At 59.6% G+C, this 18,084-nt stretch carries 16 protein-coding genes and 1 pseudogene; 4 read left to right on the top strand and 13 right to left on the bottom strand.

Annotated elements, in window-relative coordinates:
* Positions 1-14: 14 nt before the first annotated feature.
* From QFW87_RS03670 to QFW87_RS03630, 9 genes and pseudogenes are all read right to left on the bottom strand, one after another.
* On the bottom strand, positions 15-383 hold the full coding sequence (locus QFW87_RS03670; protein ID WP_283182867.1) for a glyoxalase superfamily protein: 369 nt from the start codon (positions 381-383) through the stop codon (positions 15-17).
* A gap of 120 nt (positions 384-503) precedes the next feature.
* Complete coding sequence (locus QFW87_RS03665; RefSeq protein ID WP_283182866.1) at positions 504-1,961, bottom strand: D-aminoacylase; 1,458 nt, start codon at positions 1,959-1,961, stop codon at positions 504-506.
* Between the two features lies 1 nt (position 1,962).
* Entirely contained in the window at positions 1,963-2,823 is an 861-nt protein-coding gene (locus QFW87_RS03660; protein WP_008149080.1) for a MurR/RpiR family transcriptional regulator, read from the bottom strand.
* Between the two features lie 15 nt (positions 2,824-2,838).
* Positions 2,839-4,188, bottom strand: coding sequence for a GntP family permease (locus QFW87_RS03655; RefSeq protein WP_283189837.1), 1,350 nt, complete (start codon positions 4,186-4,188; stop codon positions 2,839-2,841).
* Between the two features lie 186 nt (positions 4,189-4,374).
* Complete coding sequence (locus tag QFW87_RS03650) at positions 4,375-5,820, bottom strand: SulP family inorganic anion transporter (protein ID WP_283189836.1); 1,446 nt, start codon at positions 5,818-5,820, stop codon at positions 4,375-4,377.
* A 170-nt stretch (positions 5,821-5,990) separates the two neighbouring features.
* A pseudogene (locus tag QFW87_RS03645) lies at positions 5,991-6,952 on the bottom strand (IS110 family transposase).
* A gap of 244 nt (positions 6,953-7,196) precedes the next feature.
* A complete protein-coding gene (locus tag QFW87_RS03640; protein ID WP_283182863.1) occupies positions 7,197-8,090 on the bottom strand; it encodes an NAD-dependent epimerase/dehydratase family protein in 894 nt (297 codons plus the stop codon).
* A 103-nt stretch (positions 8,091-8,193) separates the two neighbouring features.
* Positions 8,194-9,105, bottom strand: a complete 912-nt coding sequence (locus tag QFW87_RS03635) for a LysR family transcriptional regulator (protein ID WP_283182862.1) — start codon at positions 9,103-9,105, stop codon at positions 8,194-8,196.
* A gap of 57 nt (positions 9,106-9,162) precedes the next feature.
* On the bottom strand, positions 9,163-9,753 hold the full coding sequence (locus QFW87_RS03630; RefSeq protein ID WP_283182861.1) for an NAD(P)H-dependent oxidoreductase: 591 nt from the start codon (positions 9,751-9,753) through the stop codon (positions 9,163-9,165).
* 160 nt (positions 9,754-9,913) lie between these two features.
* Between QFW87_RS03630 and QFW87_RS03625 the strand changes: the two genes are divergently transcribed.
* Positions 9,914-10,228: a putative quinol monooxygenase gene (locus QFW87_RS03625; protein ID WP_283182860.1), complete on the top strand. Its 315-nt coding sequence runs from the start codon at positions 9,914-9,916 to the stop codon at positions 10,226-10,228.
* Here QFW87_RS03625 and QFW87_RS03620 read toward each other — a convergent pair.
* Entirely contained in the window at positions 10,218-10,982 is a 765-nt protein-coding gene (locus tag QFW87_RS03620; RefSeq protein ID WP_283189835.1) for a sulfite exporter TauE/SafE family protein, read from the bottom strand. The genes QFW87_RS03625 and QFW87_RS03620 overlap by 11 nt on opposite strands.
* A 94-nt stretch (positions 10,983-11,076) precedes the next feature.
* Here QFW87_RS03620 and QFW87_RS03615 point away from each other — a divergent pair, with 94 nt between their 5' ends.
* The 3 genes from QFW87_RS03615 (at position 11,077) to QFW87_RS03605 (ending at position 13,207) form a co-directional block, all read left to right on the top strand.
* A complete protein-coding gene (locus QFW87_RS03615) occupies positions 11,077-11,967 on the top strand; it encodes a LysR substrate-binding domain-containing protein (RefSeq protein ID WP_283189834.1) in 891 nt (296 codons plus the stop codon).
* A gap of 55 nt (positions 11,968-12,022) precedes the next feature.
* Entirely contained in the window at positions 12,023-12,598 is a 576-nt protein-coding gene (locus QFW87_RS03610) for an NAD(P)H-dependent oxidoreductase (RefSeq protein ID WP_046045752.1), read from the top strand.
* Positions 12,599-12,796: 198 nt separating this feature from the next.
* Positions 12,797-13,207, top strand: a complete 411-nt coding sequence (locus QFW87_RS03605) for a MerR family transcriptional regulator (RefSeq protein WP_283182856.1) — start codon at positions 12,797-12,799, stop codon at positions 13,205-13,207.
* 66 nt (positions 13,208-13,273) lie between these two features.
* Here QFW87_RS03605 and QFW87_RS03600 read toward each other — a convergent pair whose 3' ends face one another.
* The 3 genes from QFW87_RS03600 to QFW87_RS03590 form a co-directional block, all read right to left on the bottom strand.
* Positions 13,274-15,889 carry an MMPL family transporter gene (locus QFW87_RS03600; RefSeq protein WP_283189833.1) on the bottom strand — a complete coding sequence of 872 codons (2,616 nt, stop codon included), beginning with the start codon at positions 15,887-15,889 and terminating at the stop codon, positions 13,274-13,276.
* A 33-nt stretch (positions 15,890-15,922) separates the two neighbouring features.
* Positions 15,923-16,759 (bottom strand): outer membrane lipoprotein-sorting protein, encoded by an 837-nt coding sequence (locus QFW87_RS03595; RefSeq protein ID WP_283182854.1) that lies wholly within the window; start codon positions 16,757-16,759, stop codon positions 15,923-15,925.
* A gap of 69 nt (positions 16,760-16,828) precedes the next feature.
* The gene (locus tag QFW87_RS03590; RefSeq protein WP_283190876.1) at positions 16,829-18,079 is read right to left on the bottom strand and encodes a DUF1302 family protein; all 1,251 of its coding nucleotides are present in this window, start codon (positions 18,077-18,079) and stop codon (positions 16,829-16,831) included.
* Positions 18,080-18,084: the final 5 nt, after the last annotated feature.

Raw genomic sequence — 18,084 nt, 5'->3', positions numbered from 1 at the left:
AAAACAGTCCTCGCTCAAACACTGATCGCACTGGTAAACACCAACCGATTGCCGAACGGATCGCTGATGGCCATGTCCTGGCTCCCCCAGGGCATGGCCTGAATCTGTGGGTGGGCGAAGCGGTATTCCTTGGCCAGCAATTGCTGCTGAAATGCCTCAAGCTCATCGGTCTCGATCCGCAACGCCGAGCCCGGTGTGCTGTCGCCGTGATGTTCGGACAGATGCAGCACGCACTCACCACGGGAAACTTGCAGGTACAACGGAAAGTTGGGCTCGAAGCGATGCTGCCAGTCGATCTTGAATCCCAGGAAGTCGACGTAGAACTCCACGGCCTTGATTTCATCGAAAATTCGCAGGATCGGGGTGGTTTTGCCGAAGCTCATGGAGTTGCTCCCAGACTGATAAGGCCCAGAATGTAGCTGGGCGAGATGTCAGCGCTTCGGCTTGGCGATGGCTTTCTTTAGTCTCAATGTGCCATCACTGTGACGCAACACTCGGAATGTCTACTGGAATCCGTCACGCAAGTCCCCTTGCCGCGCCAGAAACCGCCCTTCTCTTCTTCCATTTGCCTGGCCTTCGCTGTAACTCAAGACACCGTTGACCCAAACCCCATCGATACCTTCCGCCGCCCGTTGCGGATCATTGAAATCCGCCACATCGCGAATCGTCACAGGATTGAACAACACCAGATCCGCCCAATGTCCTTCACGGATTTCGCCCCGCTCCTTCAAGCCAAATCGCGCCGCCGACAACCCGGTCATCTTGTGTACGGCGGTGTGCAGCGGAAACAGCCCTACATCGCGACTGAAATGTCCGAGCACGCGTGGGAATGCGCCCCACAAGCGCGGATGGGGAAACGGGTCTTCCGGCAATCCGTCAGAGCCGACCATCGACAGCGGATGCGCGAGGATTCTTCGTACGTCCGCCTCGTCCATTCCGTAATACACCGCGCCGGCCGGTTGCAGGCGTCGAGCGGCGTCAAGCAGCGGCACGCCCCACTCGGCGGCGATGTCCATCAGGTCACGGCCACCCACTTCAGGGTGCGGCGTTGACCAGGTGATGGTGATGCGATGAGCGTCGGTGACTTGCTTGAGGTCCAGCGTCGATGAACTCGCCGCGTAGGGATAACAGTCGCAGCCCACCGGGTGGGTTTTCGCCGCGTGTTCGAGGGACGCTAGCAGTTGCGGACTGCGTCCCCAGTTACCGGCGCCGGCGCATTTGAGGTGGGAAATGATCACGGGCGATTTTGCATGACGGCCGATCTGGAACGCCTCGTCCATGGCCTCCAGCACCGGCTCGAATTCGCTGCGCAAATGGGTGGTGTAGACCGCGCCGAAGGCGGTCAGCTCTTCAGTCAGTTGCATGACTTCGTCGGTGGAAGCCGAGAAGGCGTTGGCATAGGCAAGCCCCGTGGACAGGCCCAACGCACCGGCCTCAAGACTGTCGCGCAGTTGCTCGCGCATCGCGCTGATTTCATCGGGTGTGGCGGTGCGAAACAGGTCGTCGAGGTGGTTGCTGCGAAGCGCCGTGTGGCCGACCAGTGCGGCCACGTTCAGCGTGGTGTTCGCCGCTTCGACGGCTGCGCGGTAGTCGCTGAACCTCGGATAAACGAACGCTGCTGCGGTGCCGAGCAGGTTCATCGGGTCGGGAGGATCGCCGCGCAAACTCACCGGCGAAGCGCTGATCCCGCAGTTGCCGACAATCACGGTGGTCACGCCCTGGCTGAGCTTGGGCAGCATCTGCGGCTGGCGGATCACCACGGTATCGTCGTGGGTGTGCACGTCGATGAAACCTGGTGCCAACACGCGGCCGGCGGCGTCGATTTCTTCGGTGGCGCTGGCATCGTGCAAGTCGCCGATACGCTCGATGCGGCCGTTCAGAATCGCTACGTCGGCGGGATAACCGGGCGCGTTGCTGCCGTCAATAATCAGGGCGTTGCGAATCAGCGTGTCGTACATCATGTCAGTCTCCCAGCGGCAAATGATCGTCGCCGCCGCGGTAATCGTCGAGGGCGAGTTTGATCCGCCGCAGACGCTCTTGATTGTCTTCAGGATTGGCCAGCGCCAGCTCGGTAGCGAGTACGTCGATGGCCAGCAACATGCCGTAGCGCGCAGCCGTGGGTTTGTAGATAAAGGAGGTTTCGACGCCTTGCAGCGGCAGCAGCACATCAGCCAATTGCGCCAGTGGCGAGTCGGCCCGGGTGATGGCGAGTATTCGTGCGCCGTAACTGCGCGCCAGCTCGACGGCCTCGAGCAGTTCGGGGGTGATGCCTGTCAGCGAACAGGCAATGACTGCGCGTTCCGCATCAAGGCTGGCGGCGGTAACGCGCATCATCACCGGGTCGTGGCACACCGCAATCGGGTAGCCGAATCGCACCAGCCGCACTTGCAGTTCATCGCTGCACAAGGTCGAGCAACCGCCCATGCCGAAGGCGTGAATCATCCGCGCCTTGCCCAGCAGTTTCACCGCATCGGCAAAACGTGATTCGTCGAAGGCCGACAGATGCTGGCGCAAGGTCGATTCAATATCGCCAACGATCTGCCCGTAAAACGCCGACTGCTCGGGCGTGCCCGCCGGGTCCAAAAAACGGCTGCCGACGCCGCTGGCCTGGGCCAGTTGCAGGCGCAGATCGCGCAAATCGCGGCAGCCGACGGTGCGAGCAAAACGCGAGAGCGTGGCGGTGCTGACTTCCGCTCTCAGCGCCAGTTCATCGAGGCTGGCGGCGGAGGCAAATCCTACGTCGTCGAGCATCAGCCGAGCGATGCGTCCTTCGCCCGCGCTGAAGGAATCCTGACGGGCGCGGATCTGGTAGAGGATGTCCATGGCGGGCGGCTCCGGCTAAAGCAGGTAAGAAAGGCCAACGGTCAGACCGAAGGCGACGACCGAGATAATGGTCTCGAGCACCGTCCAGGTCTTGAAGGTCTGGGCGACGGTCATGTTGAAGTATTCCTTGATCAACCAGAAGCCGCCGTCATTGACGTGGGAAAAGATAACCGACCCCGCGCCCGTCGCCAGCACCAACAGCTCTGGATGGGGATAACCCAGACCAATGGCCACCGGCGCGACGATGCCCGACGCGGTGGTCATGGCCACCGTGGCAGAACCGGTGGCGATGCGCATCAACGCAGCAAACAGCCAGCCCATCAACAGCGGCGACAGGTGGAACACCTGGGCCAGGCTGACGATCTGATCGGTGACGCCAGCGTCCACCAGAATCCGGTTCAAGCCACCGCCCGCGCCGACCAGCAAGGTGATGCTGGCGGTCGGTGCCAGGCACTCGTTGGTGAATTTGAGGATCGATTCGCGGTTGAAGCCTTGGGCCAGGCCAAGCGTCCAGAAGCTCAGCAAGGTCGCCAGCAGCAAGGCGATCACCGAATTGCCGATGAACAACAGAAACTGATTGAAACCGCTGCCCGGCGTGGAAATCAGATTGGCCCAGCCACCGACCAGCATCAGCACCACCGGCAGCAGAATAGTCGCCATGGTGATGCCGAAACCCGGCAGGCGGTCGCGCGGTTCACGCTCAAGGAACTGACGCTCCAGTGGGTTATCTTCCGGCAGTTGAATGCGCGGCACGATGAACTTGGCGTACAGCGGACCGGCGATAATCGCGGTCGGAATCCCGATCAGAATCGCGTAGAGCAAGGTCTGCCCCACCGAGGCCTGATAGGCCTGCACTGCCAGCATCGCCGCCGGGTGTGGCGGCACCAGGGCGTGAACCACCGAGAGCCCGGCGACCATTGGCAAACCGACCATCAGAATAGAAACGCCCACGCGCCGCGCCACGGTGAAAGCGATCGGCACCAGCAGTACAAAACCGACCTCGAAGAACAGCGGCAGTCCAACAAGAAAAGCGATGCAGACCATCGCCCAGTGGGCATTTTTCTCACCGAAGCTGTCGATCAACGTTCGCGCCATCTGCTCGGCACCGCCGGACTCGGCCATCATCTTGCCGAGCATCGTGCCCAGTGCGACCACCAGCGCGATATGGCCCAGCGTCTTGCCGACACCCGCCTCGTACGCGCCTACCACTCCCGACGGCGGCATCCCCGCCAACAGCGCCAGGCCGATGGATACCAAGGTGATAACAATGAACGGATTGAGCCGGTAACGGGCGATCAGAACGATCAGCGCGATGATGGCGATGGCGGCGTAAACCAGCAGCCAATAGCCGAAGGGCGGTGTCATGCGGTACTCCTCGAAAGGGTCACGTCGAATGGGTTGTGAAACTCATAAAACATTTCGAGGTGTGATTTTCAAACGAGGTGAAAGTAATTTTCGTGGAGGGATAAGGGTTGTCGCGCAGAGGTATGGGAGGTCGTAGGTAATGAAAATCAGGCAGGTGGATTTTCATTACACCTGCGGGGATTGGCGTTAGTCGTGATTCACGCGGGCGCGCTTGAGCAGCTTCTTACAGCGTTCGGACAAGTGCAGCACACGCAGGTGCTTGCCGGCCTTGGCGTAGCGTTCACGCAGCATTTTTAGCGCGGCTATCGCCGAGTAGTCGACGAAGCTCAGATGGCGACAATCGATCGTCACTACGGGTGGGTCGTTGGCGGGGTCGAACTGGTTGAGAAAAGGCGTAGTCGAGGCGAAGAACAGCGTGCCATGCAGGTGGTAGAGCTTGCTGCCGTCGACTTCAAGATGACTGTCGGCATAGAGCTCGCGGGCCTGCTGCCAGGCAAAGTTGAGCGCCGCAATGATGATCCCGCAGAGCACGGCGGTGGCCAGATCGGTGAACACCGTAATGACCGTTACCGCGATGATCACCAACACGTCGTTCAGCGGCACCTTGTTCACTACCCGCAACGAGGCCCAGGCGAAGGTCTGCTGCGACACCACAAACATCACCCCAACCAATGCGGCCAGCGGGATATGCTCGATCCACGGTGACAAAAACAATATGAAAAGCAAAATCATCACCCCGGCCACTACACCAGACAGCCGACCGCGACCGCCGGAACTGAGGTTGATCACCGTCTGGCCGATCATGGCGCAGCCGCCCATGCCACCCAATACGCCGGAGACCATATTGGCCGCACCCAGCGCCACGCACTCACGATCCGGGAAGCCACGGCTCTCGGTGATCTCGTCGGTCAGGTTCAAGGTCAGCAGGGTTTCCAGCAAGCCGACCAACGCCATCAATATCGCGTAGGGCGCGATGATGCACAGGGTTTCCAGGCTCCAGGGGATGTCTGGCAGCGCAAACGTCGGCAAACCGCCGGCAATGTGCGCCATGTCGCCCAAGGTGCGGGTCGGCAGACCGAGCAGATAAACCGCCAGACCAACACTCAGAATCGCCACCAGCGCCGGCGGCACGGCGCGCGTCAGGCGCGGCAGCAAGTAAACGATGGCCATCGTCACGGCAACCAGCCCCGCCATCAGGTACAGCGGCGTGCCGCTGAGCCAGACGTCACCGCTCTTGAAGTGTTCCAGCTGCGCCAGGGCAATGATGATCGCCAGGCCGTTGACAAAGCCGAGCATCACCGGGTGCGGCACCATGCGCACCAGCTTGCCAAGTTTCAGCAACCCGAACGCCAGCATGATCAACCCACCCAGCAACACGGTGGCCAGCAAGTACTGCCCGCCGTGCTGCACCACCAACGCAACGATCACCACCGCCATCGACCCGGCGGCGCCGGACACCATGCCCGGCCGTCCACCGAACAGCGCGGTCAGGGTGCAAATGATGAAAGCGCCGTAAAGCCCCATCAATGGATTGAGGTGAGCAACCAGCGCGAAGGCGATGCATTCGGGTAGAAGAGCGAAAGACGTGGTGAGCCCGGCCAGGACATCGGCGCGCAGACGTATGGGTTTCATGGCTGACCTAAAATACAGGCGGGAAAAGAGGGGGCGGATGTTACGGAATTGAGGGCGGCCCGGCCAGTTGTTGGGCTGCTGAAAACGCAATCGCGAGCAGGCTCGCTCCCACAGTGGATCTTCGTCGGACACAAAATCTGTGTCCTGTGCAGATCAAAATGTGGGAGATTCTATGTTGCAGGGCAACCCCGCAACCTCAGGCCGGGTGGTATTCGCTCTGATTTTTCATCAGGGCAAATGCCACCCGGCAGAGTTTCCGGGCAAGGGCCACCAAGGCCTGGGTTTTCGAGAAGCCTCTTGCCAAATACGACTCGTAAAACGGTTTCCATTTAGCTGAGCGACAGGCTGCCATTGCGGCGTTGTAAGCCAACCGGCGGACTTCCGGATCCCCTTTTTTTGTCAGGTGCCGGGGGCCGTTCTTCTTCCCGGAGTCATCGACCGTAAGGTCCATCCCTAGAAACGCGATGAACGCATCACTATTGGCAAAATCACCGCGCATAAAGGTCGTCGCCAACCCGGTTGCAGTCAGTTCGCCAACCCCTTCGATGGCTTTGCAGCGGTCGATATTCTCTTCAATACCCGCCTCTTTGCTGACCTTGCGCAGCAGTTTCTGAATGGCCTGATCCGCTTGCTTGAAGGCCTTTTGCTGGGCGCTCTGTACTTTCTTCAACAAGGGTTCATTGGCCCAGCTCAGCATCAGACCGGCATGGTTCTGGATCAGCGTTGCACGTCTGTGGAGCAGGCTTTTCAGCGAGGTGTAGGCCTTGGGTGGTGGGCTCCAGATCCGCAGTCCGTCTTGTTCGTTCGTCAAATAACGCGCCAGCAGACGGGCATCGCAGGGATCGTTCTTGGCTCGTTGGCCGATGCCGCGGCGATAGTTGCTCACCCGATAAGCATCCACGACATAGACCTGGTGCCCCATCGCATGGGCCAGCTCGACGGTGTCCAGGTGGTAGATGTTGGTGGCTTCAACGGCGATAGCGCTTTGGGCGGGCAATGTTTTAAGCCAGCGTTTGAGGGCTGTTCGATCGTTCTTGATGGTGTCAGTGGTTAGCCGGTCGGAGCGATAGACAACTATTTCGGCCTTGGCGATATCGACGCCAACCACCGTCTGCGAAGTAAGGATTGTCATGACGAATCCTCGGAGCTAGGGTTTAAGAGCTTGTCGGGGTCTACCGTTGCGCTGGCTTGCCTCTATCGTCGGTTTTACCGATGAATTCCTTATCGGCGCTTTGGGTAGAAGGGGCGGGATGAGAAGTCTCCCACGGTCTGTACTGGTCAGAGTCAGAATCGAGCTTTTAGTCCCGCCCACCCCTTCAAGTCTAAACATACAAGCGAGCTTGCTCGCGAAGGCAGCGACGCGGTCTAACGCGAACTCACACCATCTCGTCACGAATCCATTCAATCACCGATGTCCGCTTCGGTGCCCAGCCCAGCAATTCACGCGCATGTTTTCCGCGAACCCGGCTGTTGGAGCCCAGGCCATAGTTGGCCATTTCATAACCCCACTCGGCTTCGGCCTCTTTCAGCGGCCAGTCTTGTGGCTCACCCAGATTCAACGCCTGGGCAATCGCAGTGGTCATGTCGATGAACGACGCTTCAGCGCTTTCGACGAAGTAGAAGGTGCCCGGTACGTTGTTGGTCAGCGCCAGCAGGTACAGGGAAACCACGTCTTCGATGTGCACGTTGGACCAGATGTTCTGGCCGGTACCGACATGCCGGACCACTCCATTTTTACGCGCCTGTTTCAGCAAGCGCGGTAGCTGCACGCTGTCGCGATTGACGCCCAGGCTATGGCCGTAGATCAGGGTGTTGCAGATGACTGCCGAGTTCACCTCGTCCTTTGCTGCGCCGAGGATCAGGTTGTCGATGGCCACGCGCGCAGCCTTGTCGACGGTAGGTGCCGGCAGGTTGTCTTCGTAATAGATAACGTCACTGGATTTGCCGCCCGACGCATCGCCAACAATGCTTGAACCGCTGGTGTGCAGGAACACTTTGTTGGAACCGCGAAGTGCATCGAGCAACGCTTCTACCGCGCCGCGATGGTCGCTGCTGGCGGCGTTGATCACGGCGTCGGCAGCGCGGGCTTGTTCGACCAGTAGTGCGCTGTCGTCAAGCGTACCGATTACCGGGGTGATGCCCAGTTCGCGCAATTCATTAGCTTGTTCGGTGCTGCGCACCAGACCGGTGACCTTGTGGCCGGCGCGGACCAGACCCGTGGCGATGGAGCCGCCGATAAAACCGGCTGCGCCGGTAACGAATACGTTCATGGAGAAACTCCCTGCATTAATAAGTGATGCATCCAGTATCGAGGACCGATGCTTGTGGAAACAGACAGCGTTGCCCAATTCACTCTTGCGCAGGGGTCACGAATCAGCCCTTGAAATCCGCGTTCGCATAAGCCGCCAATTTGCCCTGGATGAAGTCCAGGAAGCATTGAATCCGTAGGGCGAGTTGCGAGTTGCGGTAGTACACAGCATTGATCGGCTGACGATAGCCGCTGTTGAAATCCGCCAGCAGCACCTGCAAACGTCCGGCGCGGATGTCATCAATCGTCATGAAGTGCGACAGGCAGGCAATGCCCTGTCCCTCCAGCGCCAGGTGCCTGATTGTCTCGCCGCTGGAGGCGTTGATTGACGCCTGAATCGGCCAGCGATCACCGTGAACGTAACGCAGCGGCCATTGGTTGAGGCCTTCGTTCTGGGTAAAGCCCAGCAGCGTGTGCCCGGACAAATCCGCCACTTCAGCCGGTACACCGTGTTTTTCAAGATAGACCGGGCTGGCGACGATGTGCAGAGGACTGCAACCCAGAGATCGAGCGTGCAAAGTCGAGTCGGCCAGCGTACCGATGCGGATGGCGATGTCGGTGCTCTGCTCCAGCAAATCGATAATCAAGTCGTTGCTGTTGAGTTCCAGCTGGATGTCCGGATAGAGCCGGCGGAACTCGTCGATGTACGGCACGATGGCGTGCAGCATGAACGGCGATGCGGCGTTGATCCGCAGACGCCCGGACGGCGTTTGCTGGCGTGAGGTCAGGCGTTCTTCGAGCTCGTCCATCTGATCGAGAATCAGCTTGGCGTGCTCGAAGAAGTACTTGCCCTCTTCGGTCAGGTCCATGCGCCGCGTGGTGCGGTTGATCAGCGTGGTATCGAGTTTCGCCTCCAGCCGCGAGAGCGTACGGCTGACCGCTGAAGGCGTTTGCCCGACCTGTTCGGCCGCAGCGGAAATCGACCCGCATTCAATCACGCAGACGAAAATCTGCAACTCATCGGATCTGGCTTTCACGGATGCCCCTCATTCAAAACTGGCTTGATAGTAGCTGGACGCGGGGCAAAAGGAACCTTACGCCGGCAGGCCGAACACCTCGGTCAAATGCTGCTCATAACGTGCGACATCGGCTTCGACATTCGGGCGCTTCATCACATCGACGGCCAGGAACGTCGGCAAACCGGTCATGCCGAGGAACTCGTTGGCCTTGTGGAACGGGAAGTACACCGCGTCAACGCCCTTGGCTTCGAAGAAATCGGTCGGGTCGTCGAAGGCTTGCTGCGGCGCGTTCCAGGTCAGGGACAACATGTATTGCTTGCCCTGCAACAGACCACCGCTGCCGTACTTTTGCGACGAGTCGGAGCGCGTTCGACCGTCACTGGCGTACAGGCTGCCATGGCCTTCGGTGAAGACTTCGTCGATGTACTTCTTGACGGTCCAGGGCGCGCCCATCCACCAGCCAGGCATCTGATAAATGATCACGTCGGCCCAGAGGAATTTGGCGACTTCTTCGGCGACGTCGTAACCCTCATCGATGAAGGTGGCTTTCACGTCGACACCGCCGCGATCCAGCACGCTCAGCGCAGCTTCATGCAGGGTGGCGTTGTAGCGGCCATCGGAGTGGGCAAATTTTTTGCCGCCATTGAGCAACAGGACTTTTTTCATGGGAAGTCTCGGAAGGTTGGAATTCGATGGCGGCAGCGTAGCGATCTGCCTCGCGCGGAATAAGCGCTGAATTCACAAAATTCATTTGACCAATACGCACGAATCGACAGGCGATTGTTGCCATACACTTGCGCCGATTCTGAACTTGAGGAAGTTTCTGATGAGTGAAATGCAAGGTTTCATCCTGCACGCCAAGACTCGCCCGGAAAAATCCGACGCCTTTGAAGCGTTTTTCAGCGCTTATGTTGAAGCGAGCCGCGCCGAGCCGGGTTGCATCGAGTACCACATGCTGCGCGACAAACAGGACCCGACGCTGTTTATCTTCTACGAGATCTGGCAGTCCCAGGCTCACCTCGACGTGCACTCGAATCTGCCGCACATGAAGCAGTTCCTCGAGCAGCGCGATGAGTACCTGGAACGGGATTTCGATATCCGCGCCATCGACATGCTCAGCCCGTCGTCCGCTACCCGCTGATCAGCAAGTGGCCGCCGAGCACGCCGAGGCCGATGAAGAACACACGCTTGAACAGCTCGGCGCTGATCCGCTGGCGCAGCCATTGCCCCAGCAACATGCCGAGCACCGCCGGGATCAGCGCCAGCAACGACGCAATTAACTCACCACCGCCCAGTGCGTCGCGCCATAACAGGCCGGCGGCCAAGGCCAGGGTCGAGACGGTGAACGACAGACCCAGCGCCTGCACCAGCTCATCCTTGCTCAAGCCCAAGGCTTGCAGATAAGGCACGGCGGGAATCACGAAGACGCCGGTGGCCGAGGTGATGATGCCAGTCAACAGGCCGCACAGCGGACCGAGCCAACGCTCGGTGTGACGGCCGACACGCAAGGTCGGCAGAAACAATCCGCTCAACGCATAGAGCAACAGCGCCGCGCCCACTCCCCGCACGACCCAATGACCACCGGCCATGCCGATCCACAACGTGCCGGCCCCGGTGCCGATGAAGATCGCCAACAGCATCGGCCACAATCGTTTTATCAACCCCCGCAGATGCCCGCCAAATGCCAGTTGCCAGACATTGGTGAGCGTCGCGGGGATGATCAGCAGCGCGGCAGCCTGCGACGGAGCCATAGCCAGACCGAGCAAGCCCATCGCGATGGTCGGCAGTCCGAGGCCGATCACCCCCTTGATCATGCCGGCCAGCAGAAAGGTCACGACGACCATCAATGAAAGGGCCAGACCGAGGTTTTGATAGAACGCGGCGAGAGTATTCATGGCGCTATGGTGAGCCTGGATCGGCTGCTTGAAAATCTGCCATATACTGAGGCAGCCTCTTGTTTTGATAGAGGCTCGACCTTCGGGACACACCATGCACTTCGACCTGACCGACCTGCGCCTCTACCTGAACATCCTCGACAGCGGCAACATCACCGCAGGCGCGGCTCGTAGTCATCTGTCCCTGGCGGCGGCGAGTGCGCGCATCCGCGCCATGGAGGCTTCATTAGGGATCGAGTTTCTGCAGCGAGGTCGCCGCGGCGTCAGCCCGACCCCGGCCGGCAAGGCCCTGGCGCGACACGCCCGCGTCCTGCTGCAACAGGCTGAACGCATGCAGCAGGATCTGGCGGAGTACGCCAACGGCGTCAAAGGCCAGGTGCGGCTGCTGTGTAACACCACAGCGATGACCGAGTACTTACCAGAGTTACTCGCGGACTTTCTTCGCAGCCACCCCAACCTCGACATCGATCTACAAGAACTGCCCAGTGCACGCATCACTCATGCCTTGCGCCAAAGTGCGGCAGACCTGGGCATCGTCTCTGACGCCGTGGACACCGATGGCCTGCAGACCCGTCCGTTTCGCGACGATCCGCTGGTACTGATCCTGCCGCCGGACCATCCCCTGGCCGAACAGCCGTCACTGACCTTCGCCGACACGTTGATTCATGACTACGTGGCCCTGGACGCCAGCAGTGCATTGGCCATCCACCTGGAAGAACAGGCCCTGCACATCGGCCAGCGCATGCCGATCCGCATTCGCGCCGACGGCTTCGACGGGGTCATTCGCATGGTCGCTCGCGGTGCCGGGCTGGCCATCGTGCCGCGGGTGGCCATCGAGCGCTGGCCGCCGGCGCAAGCGGTCATGACCCGACCTCTTCGCGAAGACTGGGCCAATCGCACACTGAAACTCTGTGCCCGTGACTTCGACAGCCTGCCCGGTTACGCCCGGGCCTTGCTGGAGGCACTGACGCCGGGAACGCCTTGACTCTACCGTTAGGGGCAGACTCTATGCTGCGAGCTCCATTTCAGGAGTACACACGATGAGCAAACGAATGCTCGTGATTCTGGGTCACCCCTCCACCGACAGCTTTTGCGGGGCGCTGAGCGAAACGTACGTCCAGGCCGCCAAGGATGCCGGTCATGACGTGCGCCTGCTGCGTCTGGATGCGCTGGACTTCGATCCGGTCTTGCACGAGGGCTATCACACGATCCAGCCGCTGGAGCCAGACTTGTTGCAAGCCCAGGCCGATATAACCTGGGCCGAACACCTGACGTTCGTTTATCCGATCTGGTGGGGCGGGATACCGGCCTTGATGAAGGGCTTTCTCGACCGCATTTTCCTGCCTGGTTTTGCCTTCAAGTATCGTGAGGGCAAGGCCTTCCCCGACAAACTGCTCAAGGGCCGGACCGCGCATCTGCTGGTGACCATGGACACGCCGCCCTGGTATTACAAATGGGTCTATCGCATGCCCGGCCTGCACCAGATGCGCAAGACGACCCTGGAGTTCTGCGGCATCAAGCCATTGAAGACCCTGACCTTCGGGCCGATCCTGGGCTCCAAGTCGACCCAGCGCGACGCCTGGCTGGAACAGGCCCGAGTCACCGCCGGCAGCTGACGCCCCCCTCGCTGCTTGCTGACGGCGCGCCCTCGTCGTCAGCCCCTCCCCACGTCCCCTTCAAGCGGTCGTTCGTCGCTTGTGCGTGTCATTTACACGCGGCTGCAACCTTTGAATGTTATTCACTATATTATTCGCTCCGATCAGGCATGAGGTCTGGTCGCGCTACGCCCTGTTTGTTCATCGAGACGGATCTTTATGTATATCGGCAAAGCCGCCCAGCTGTCGGGCACCACAGTCAAAAGCATTCGCCATTACGAAGAAATCGGCCTGTTGCCCGAGCCCAAACGTGAAGGCAAATACCGCATCTACAGCCAGCAAAGTGTCGAGGTGTTGACGTTCATCAAGTGCGCCCAGCAACTGGGCTTCAAGCTCAAAGAGCTGCAGGTGATGTTGAACAACTACCACGGGGACGAATTCCCGTGGGACATGGCACAAAAAGCGATCGCCGAAAAAAAGGCCGAGCTGGTCTCCCAGATCGGCGCTCTACAGCAATTGCACATCGGCCTCGAAACGTTTGAAAACAGCCTCAACGATGCTCGAGAAGAATGTCAGTTCGAGCGTATCGCCCGCTATGGCGAAAAAAACCTGAGCAATACACTGAACTGAATACTTTGCTGCGCTGGATGACCCGGCTCGCAGGTCACTTGCGCGCCCGCGTTGCCGGTCATCAGATCAGCTCAACGCTGGCTCCCCCGCTGCTCGATCTTGTCCAGGCACCGGCGCGACCGGAACAATCGCCGCGAAGAACCACGGCGACACCAGCGTCACCAGCAGAATGGTCATGACACCGCTGGAAAACAGCGCCATCGCTACGAGTGCGCCCAGATCGACAATCGGCTTGAAGTCGGAAAACAGCAGCGCCATGAAGCCCACGGAGAAAATCACCACGTTGACCACGGTCGAACGGCCGACGCTGTGCATCGCCTGCAAAATGGCCGCATCAACATGAATCCCTTGCTCCACCAGCAGTTTGATCCGTGACAACAGGTGCACTGCGTAATCGACCACGCCGACCACCAGGAACGTCACCAGTGTCGTGCCGATGTTCAGCTCGATGCCGAACAGGAACATGAATCCGTAGACTGTTACCGAGGTGGTCAACAGGGTCAGCATACCCAGAACCCCAAGTCGTACCGATTTGAGCCAATACATCATCATCAGCGTGACGACCAGCAACGCCAGGGAAAAACTCAGCACCTGGCCCTGGGTGATTTCCTGCAACACGCCGGTCCAGATCAACGGGGTGCCGGCGTGCGTCACTTCGAGGTTGGCCGGTTTATTCACCAGCAACCAGGCATCGAGCCGATCCAGCATGCCTTGATAGTCGCTGGCCACCGACGATGTCATGGTGTACAGCGTCAGCGCCTTGGAATAGTCAGCGTTGAGCACGTTGTTGAGATCCGAGCCGCCGCCGTTCTCGAACAGCATCACGTGTTGCTCGATCAGCGAGTTGCCCGGCACCTCGAACCGCTCGACTTGTCCCTCGTCATTGACCGACGTGACCTGCTCCAGTGCCTGGGGCACGCGCAAGTAGTCTGGGTTCATGTCGTTGAGCACCAGGTTCATGCGCTTGACGTAAGTGGCCAGGGAGTAGCCGTAACTGACATGCGGTTGCTGCTTGATGAAGTGGTCGAGCTTGTCGATGAACTGCACCACTTCCGTGGTCAGCACGCCGCGCGGTTCCTTGCTGTCGATGGCGATCCAGCCCGGCGCCGTGCCCGCAACCTTGGCGTGATTGATGAACTGGTCCGAAACGCGGACATGGCTCTCGGGCTTGAAATAGGCGATGCCCGAGTCTTCGATATCGACGCGCAAGGTAAACACCGACATCAGGGCCAGCAATGGCAGCGTCACCATTAGGATCGGTTTGCGCCACTGAATCAATCGCGCGCAAAACGCCACCAGATAACGCGAAATGATCGACTCCTTGTGCACCGCAGCGAGGGTTTTCGGGGTCTGGTCCTTGCCCCAGATCGAGATCCAGGCTGGAATCAGCAACAGCGAAATGATCAGCGCCGCCGTCAGGCCGATGGACATGAACACGCCGAAATTGCGGATGCTGACAATGTTGTTGGTGGTGGAAATCATGAAGGTGGCAATCGTGGTCACCGTCGTCAACACCACCGGAACCACCATCAGCCGTTGCGTCTCGCGATTGGCTTCGCGGTTGCTTTTACCGGCATTTTTCTGCTCGTAATACTCGGCCATCACATGGATCGCATCCGAGCAGCAAATGGTGAACAAAAACACCGGCAGTACGCTGGTCAGCAAGTCGAACGGCACCCGCAACAGGGCCATCAGGCCCAATGTCCAGATGGTGCAGAACAGAATGTTGAACAGCGGCAACAGCACACCCAGCGGTTTGCGGAAGAAGAAAATCAACAGCAGGGTGATCAGCAAAAAGACGATCGGAAACAGCACCGCCAAGTCATGGTCGATGATTTCTTGCTGGGCCGCGATGAAGATCGGCATACCGGCGATGAAGATCTCGTCCTTGAACTCGGGGTGCGCGGCCTGATAGTCCGCGACGATGCCGCGCACAATCTGGTAGGCGCGCAGTTGCGCCTGGGCATCGTCTTGCTTGGTGCCCAGTTCGGCCACCAGCATCGCAACTTTCTTGTCCTTGGACACCACCCCGTCGACCATCAGCTCGTTGCCCATGATCTGCGACTCGACCAACGCCGGGTCCATGTCGTAGGCGTTGAGGGTCTTGTGGATCAGCAACTCGCCATCGTGGGTCAGCACGATGTTTTCCAGGTCGCCCATGGAAGCCATTTCGCGGATCGGGTTGATCCGCTCGGCGAGAAAGGTCAGGAACAGCTGATCATGGGTATCCCAGTTCTGACTCTGGGCGTAATCACGCAGGGCCTTGGCCTGGGCGTAATCGTTCTGGGAAAAACCGTTTTCCAGAATGTCCCGCGTCAACAACTGCGCACGGCTGTCGTGCGGATACTTCGCCACAATTTGCGCCAACTGCTCCTTGTCGGCGTCGTTGGCCAGGATCATCTTGCGCACTGACTGCGACATCGAAAACAGTGCGTTGAGGGTCGGCTTGTTGAACACCGTCTGCGGGTTGTTCAGCGCCACCATCACCGAGTCGAACGTGCCGGTGAATTCGCTTTGCAGATCGATGATGGTCTTGCGCGCCGGATGGGTTTCCTTGAGCAAGTAAGGGTTGGTGTCGGAGATCAGCGCGCCCAGCGTATAGGTGAAATACGCAGTGACCGCCACCAGCAGGAAAACGATCGCCCGCGCATAGCGCTCGACGAAGTTCAGGTATCTTTCCATGATCATGCGTTCCAGGGTCGTCAGGGTCGGCGCTTAGCGCGCAGACACGGCAAAGTCCGGCACGTCGCCGGTTTTCAGCCCGCGCTTGATGGCGGTCTGGGTGAACAAACGGTCTTCCAGCTGCACGTTGTATTGCAGGTGGTTGAAGCGCATCTCTGAGCGCGTGCCGTCGATGAAGTGTTCGGTTTCGCTCAACACGATGCTGTCGATCGAGTCGATGGTGTCGACTTTCTGCGTGCGCATCTGCTTGACCAGCACGCCTTTGACGTCGAAGAAGTCCTGACGCATGACCAGGAAATTCTGCTTGTCGATCCACACCTTCAGTTTGTTGTAGCCGGTCTTGGCCAGCACCTCGGGCGACGCCGGTTCACGCTCGATCACGTAGCAGTCGCGGCCCTTGACCTGCTCTTCGCCAACCAGCGTCTGGGTGTAATCCTTGACCCGGATCTTGTCCAGATCGGCGTAGGAGTACTCGCTGCCCATGAACGAGCCGCGTTTGTCGGTGGTGGAGATCCGCCGCGTCTGGCGGCTGACCGGCAAGTACATCCACTGGCTGTCTTCCTGGCCCAGGGTTTCGTGGGGGTTTTCAATGTGGAAAGCCACGTCGCGCACATCAGTGGGGGCGGAGAAATACATGCTGAATTTGTCGCTGTCGGGGTAATCCTTTTGCAGATAGGTGAACTCGCGAACGCGGGTATTGCCCTTCTTGTCGTGAAGGATCAACGACACCTGGGACATGAAGCTTGTACCGTCATTGCGATCACGCACCTGGCGGATGATTTCATCGGCATTCTTGCCATTGGCAGCGGTGGCGCAAGCACCGCTCAGGATCAGTGCGGCAGTGGTCAGACTTTTGAATAGCGGCAACATGGGAACTTCCCTTTTCGTCAGATGAATATGGTCGAGCCAATGCGCCAGGGGCACGCAGGCGTCATGGGGTTAAAACAGGTAACCGGCGGACAGACGCACTTGATCGCGCTTGTCGTACTCGCCGAAAGGTTTGTCGGGCTTGCCGAAGAACACATCCACTTCCAGCCCGAGCTTGATCCAGTCCACCGGTTTGTAGGTGAAGATGCCTTGCAACAGCGCATTGTCCTTGAACGGTGGCGAGGCAGCGACCACCAGCCGGCTCTTGAGTCGGTCCTGCCAATGGGTGCCCTCGGCCGACAGGGTGAACAAGTGGTCGCGCTTGTCTTGCAACATGCCGTCCTGCCAATCGAGCAGTTGCTGCTCCTGCCATTGCAGGGAAATCAGCCAGTCGCGCAGCAGGTAATCGACACCCAGCAACGACTTGACCATCGAGGTACTGTCGGCGCCGTAGGCACGGGTCGGATTGGTCACCCGCCAGTTGTCGAACCAGGCAATTTCGCTGCGCACCACGATGCTGTGACCGGCGTCGATCGCCAGCCCCGCGCCGCCCATGGTGTAACGGGGAAACTGGCGCTCCAGTCGCGTGCGGCCGTCATCGGCCAGGCCTTCGACGGCGTACACCGGGTCCTGTTGACGGGCGTTCAGTGCGACGAAACTGGTGTCCACCGAACCGATCCGGCCGTTGGCGCTCAAGCCATAGGAAAAGCCCTTGTCACCGTCGTAGCCGGGCTTGGAATCCAGCAGGAAATACTGTGGATCCGGCACGGCAAACAACGGCGCGTCGAACTCGCTGCCCGCCACCGGAGGCTGGTTTTTGACAAAATCGGTGACCCACAGCGCCTCCAGTTCCCACTCGCCCACGGGTTGCGCAAATCGCACCATGGGCACCGCGATCCGGCTGTCTTCCAGCAGCGGAGTCAGGCCATCTCGATAGTCCAGCGGGTTGATCTGATCGAGCACCCGCAACTCATCGGCACGGCCCCAGACCACTTGCTGCCAGCCGAGAGTCACCTCGCCGTCGCCCACCGACTGGCCCCAGTACAAATGCCGCCAGTCGGCGTCGAAGCGGTATTTGTCTCGCGCCCGTTCGCTGTACGGATTGTTGCCGTCGTAGCGGGCGTCGTAACGCACCCGGCCCTTGGCCTTGTAGTAACCGCCGTCCCAGTTGTCTTCCAGGTTGGCCTTGAAATACATCGCCTTCTGGGTTACCTGATCGTCGCCGTGCAAGCGCAACGCGGTGGCCACGCCGACTTCGGCGTCGGCGTAATCCGGTTTGAAGTCCTCGACCGTCAATTCAGCCAACGCCGGCTGCGCGGCCATGCAGG

The organism is Pseudomonas sp. PMCC200344, from assembly GCF_030053095.1.
GTDB classification, from domain to species: domain Bacteria; phylum Pseudomonadota; class Gammaproteobacteria; order Pseudomonadales; family Pseudomonadaceae; genus Aquipseudomonas; species Aquipseudomonas svalbardensis.
The sequence above is the reverse complement of the archived record's forward strand: the minus strand, read 5'-3'. Positions and strand labels throughout refer to the sequence as shown.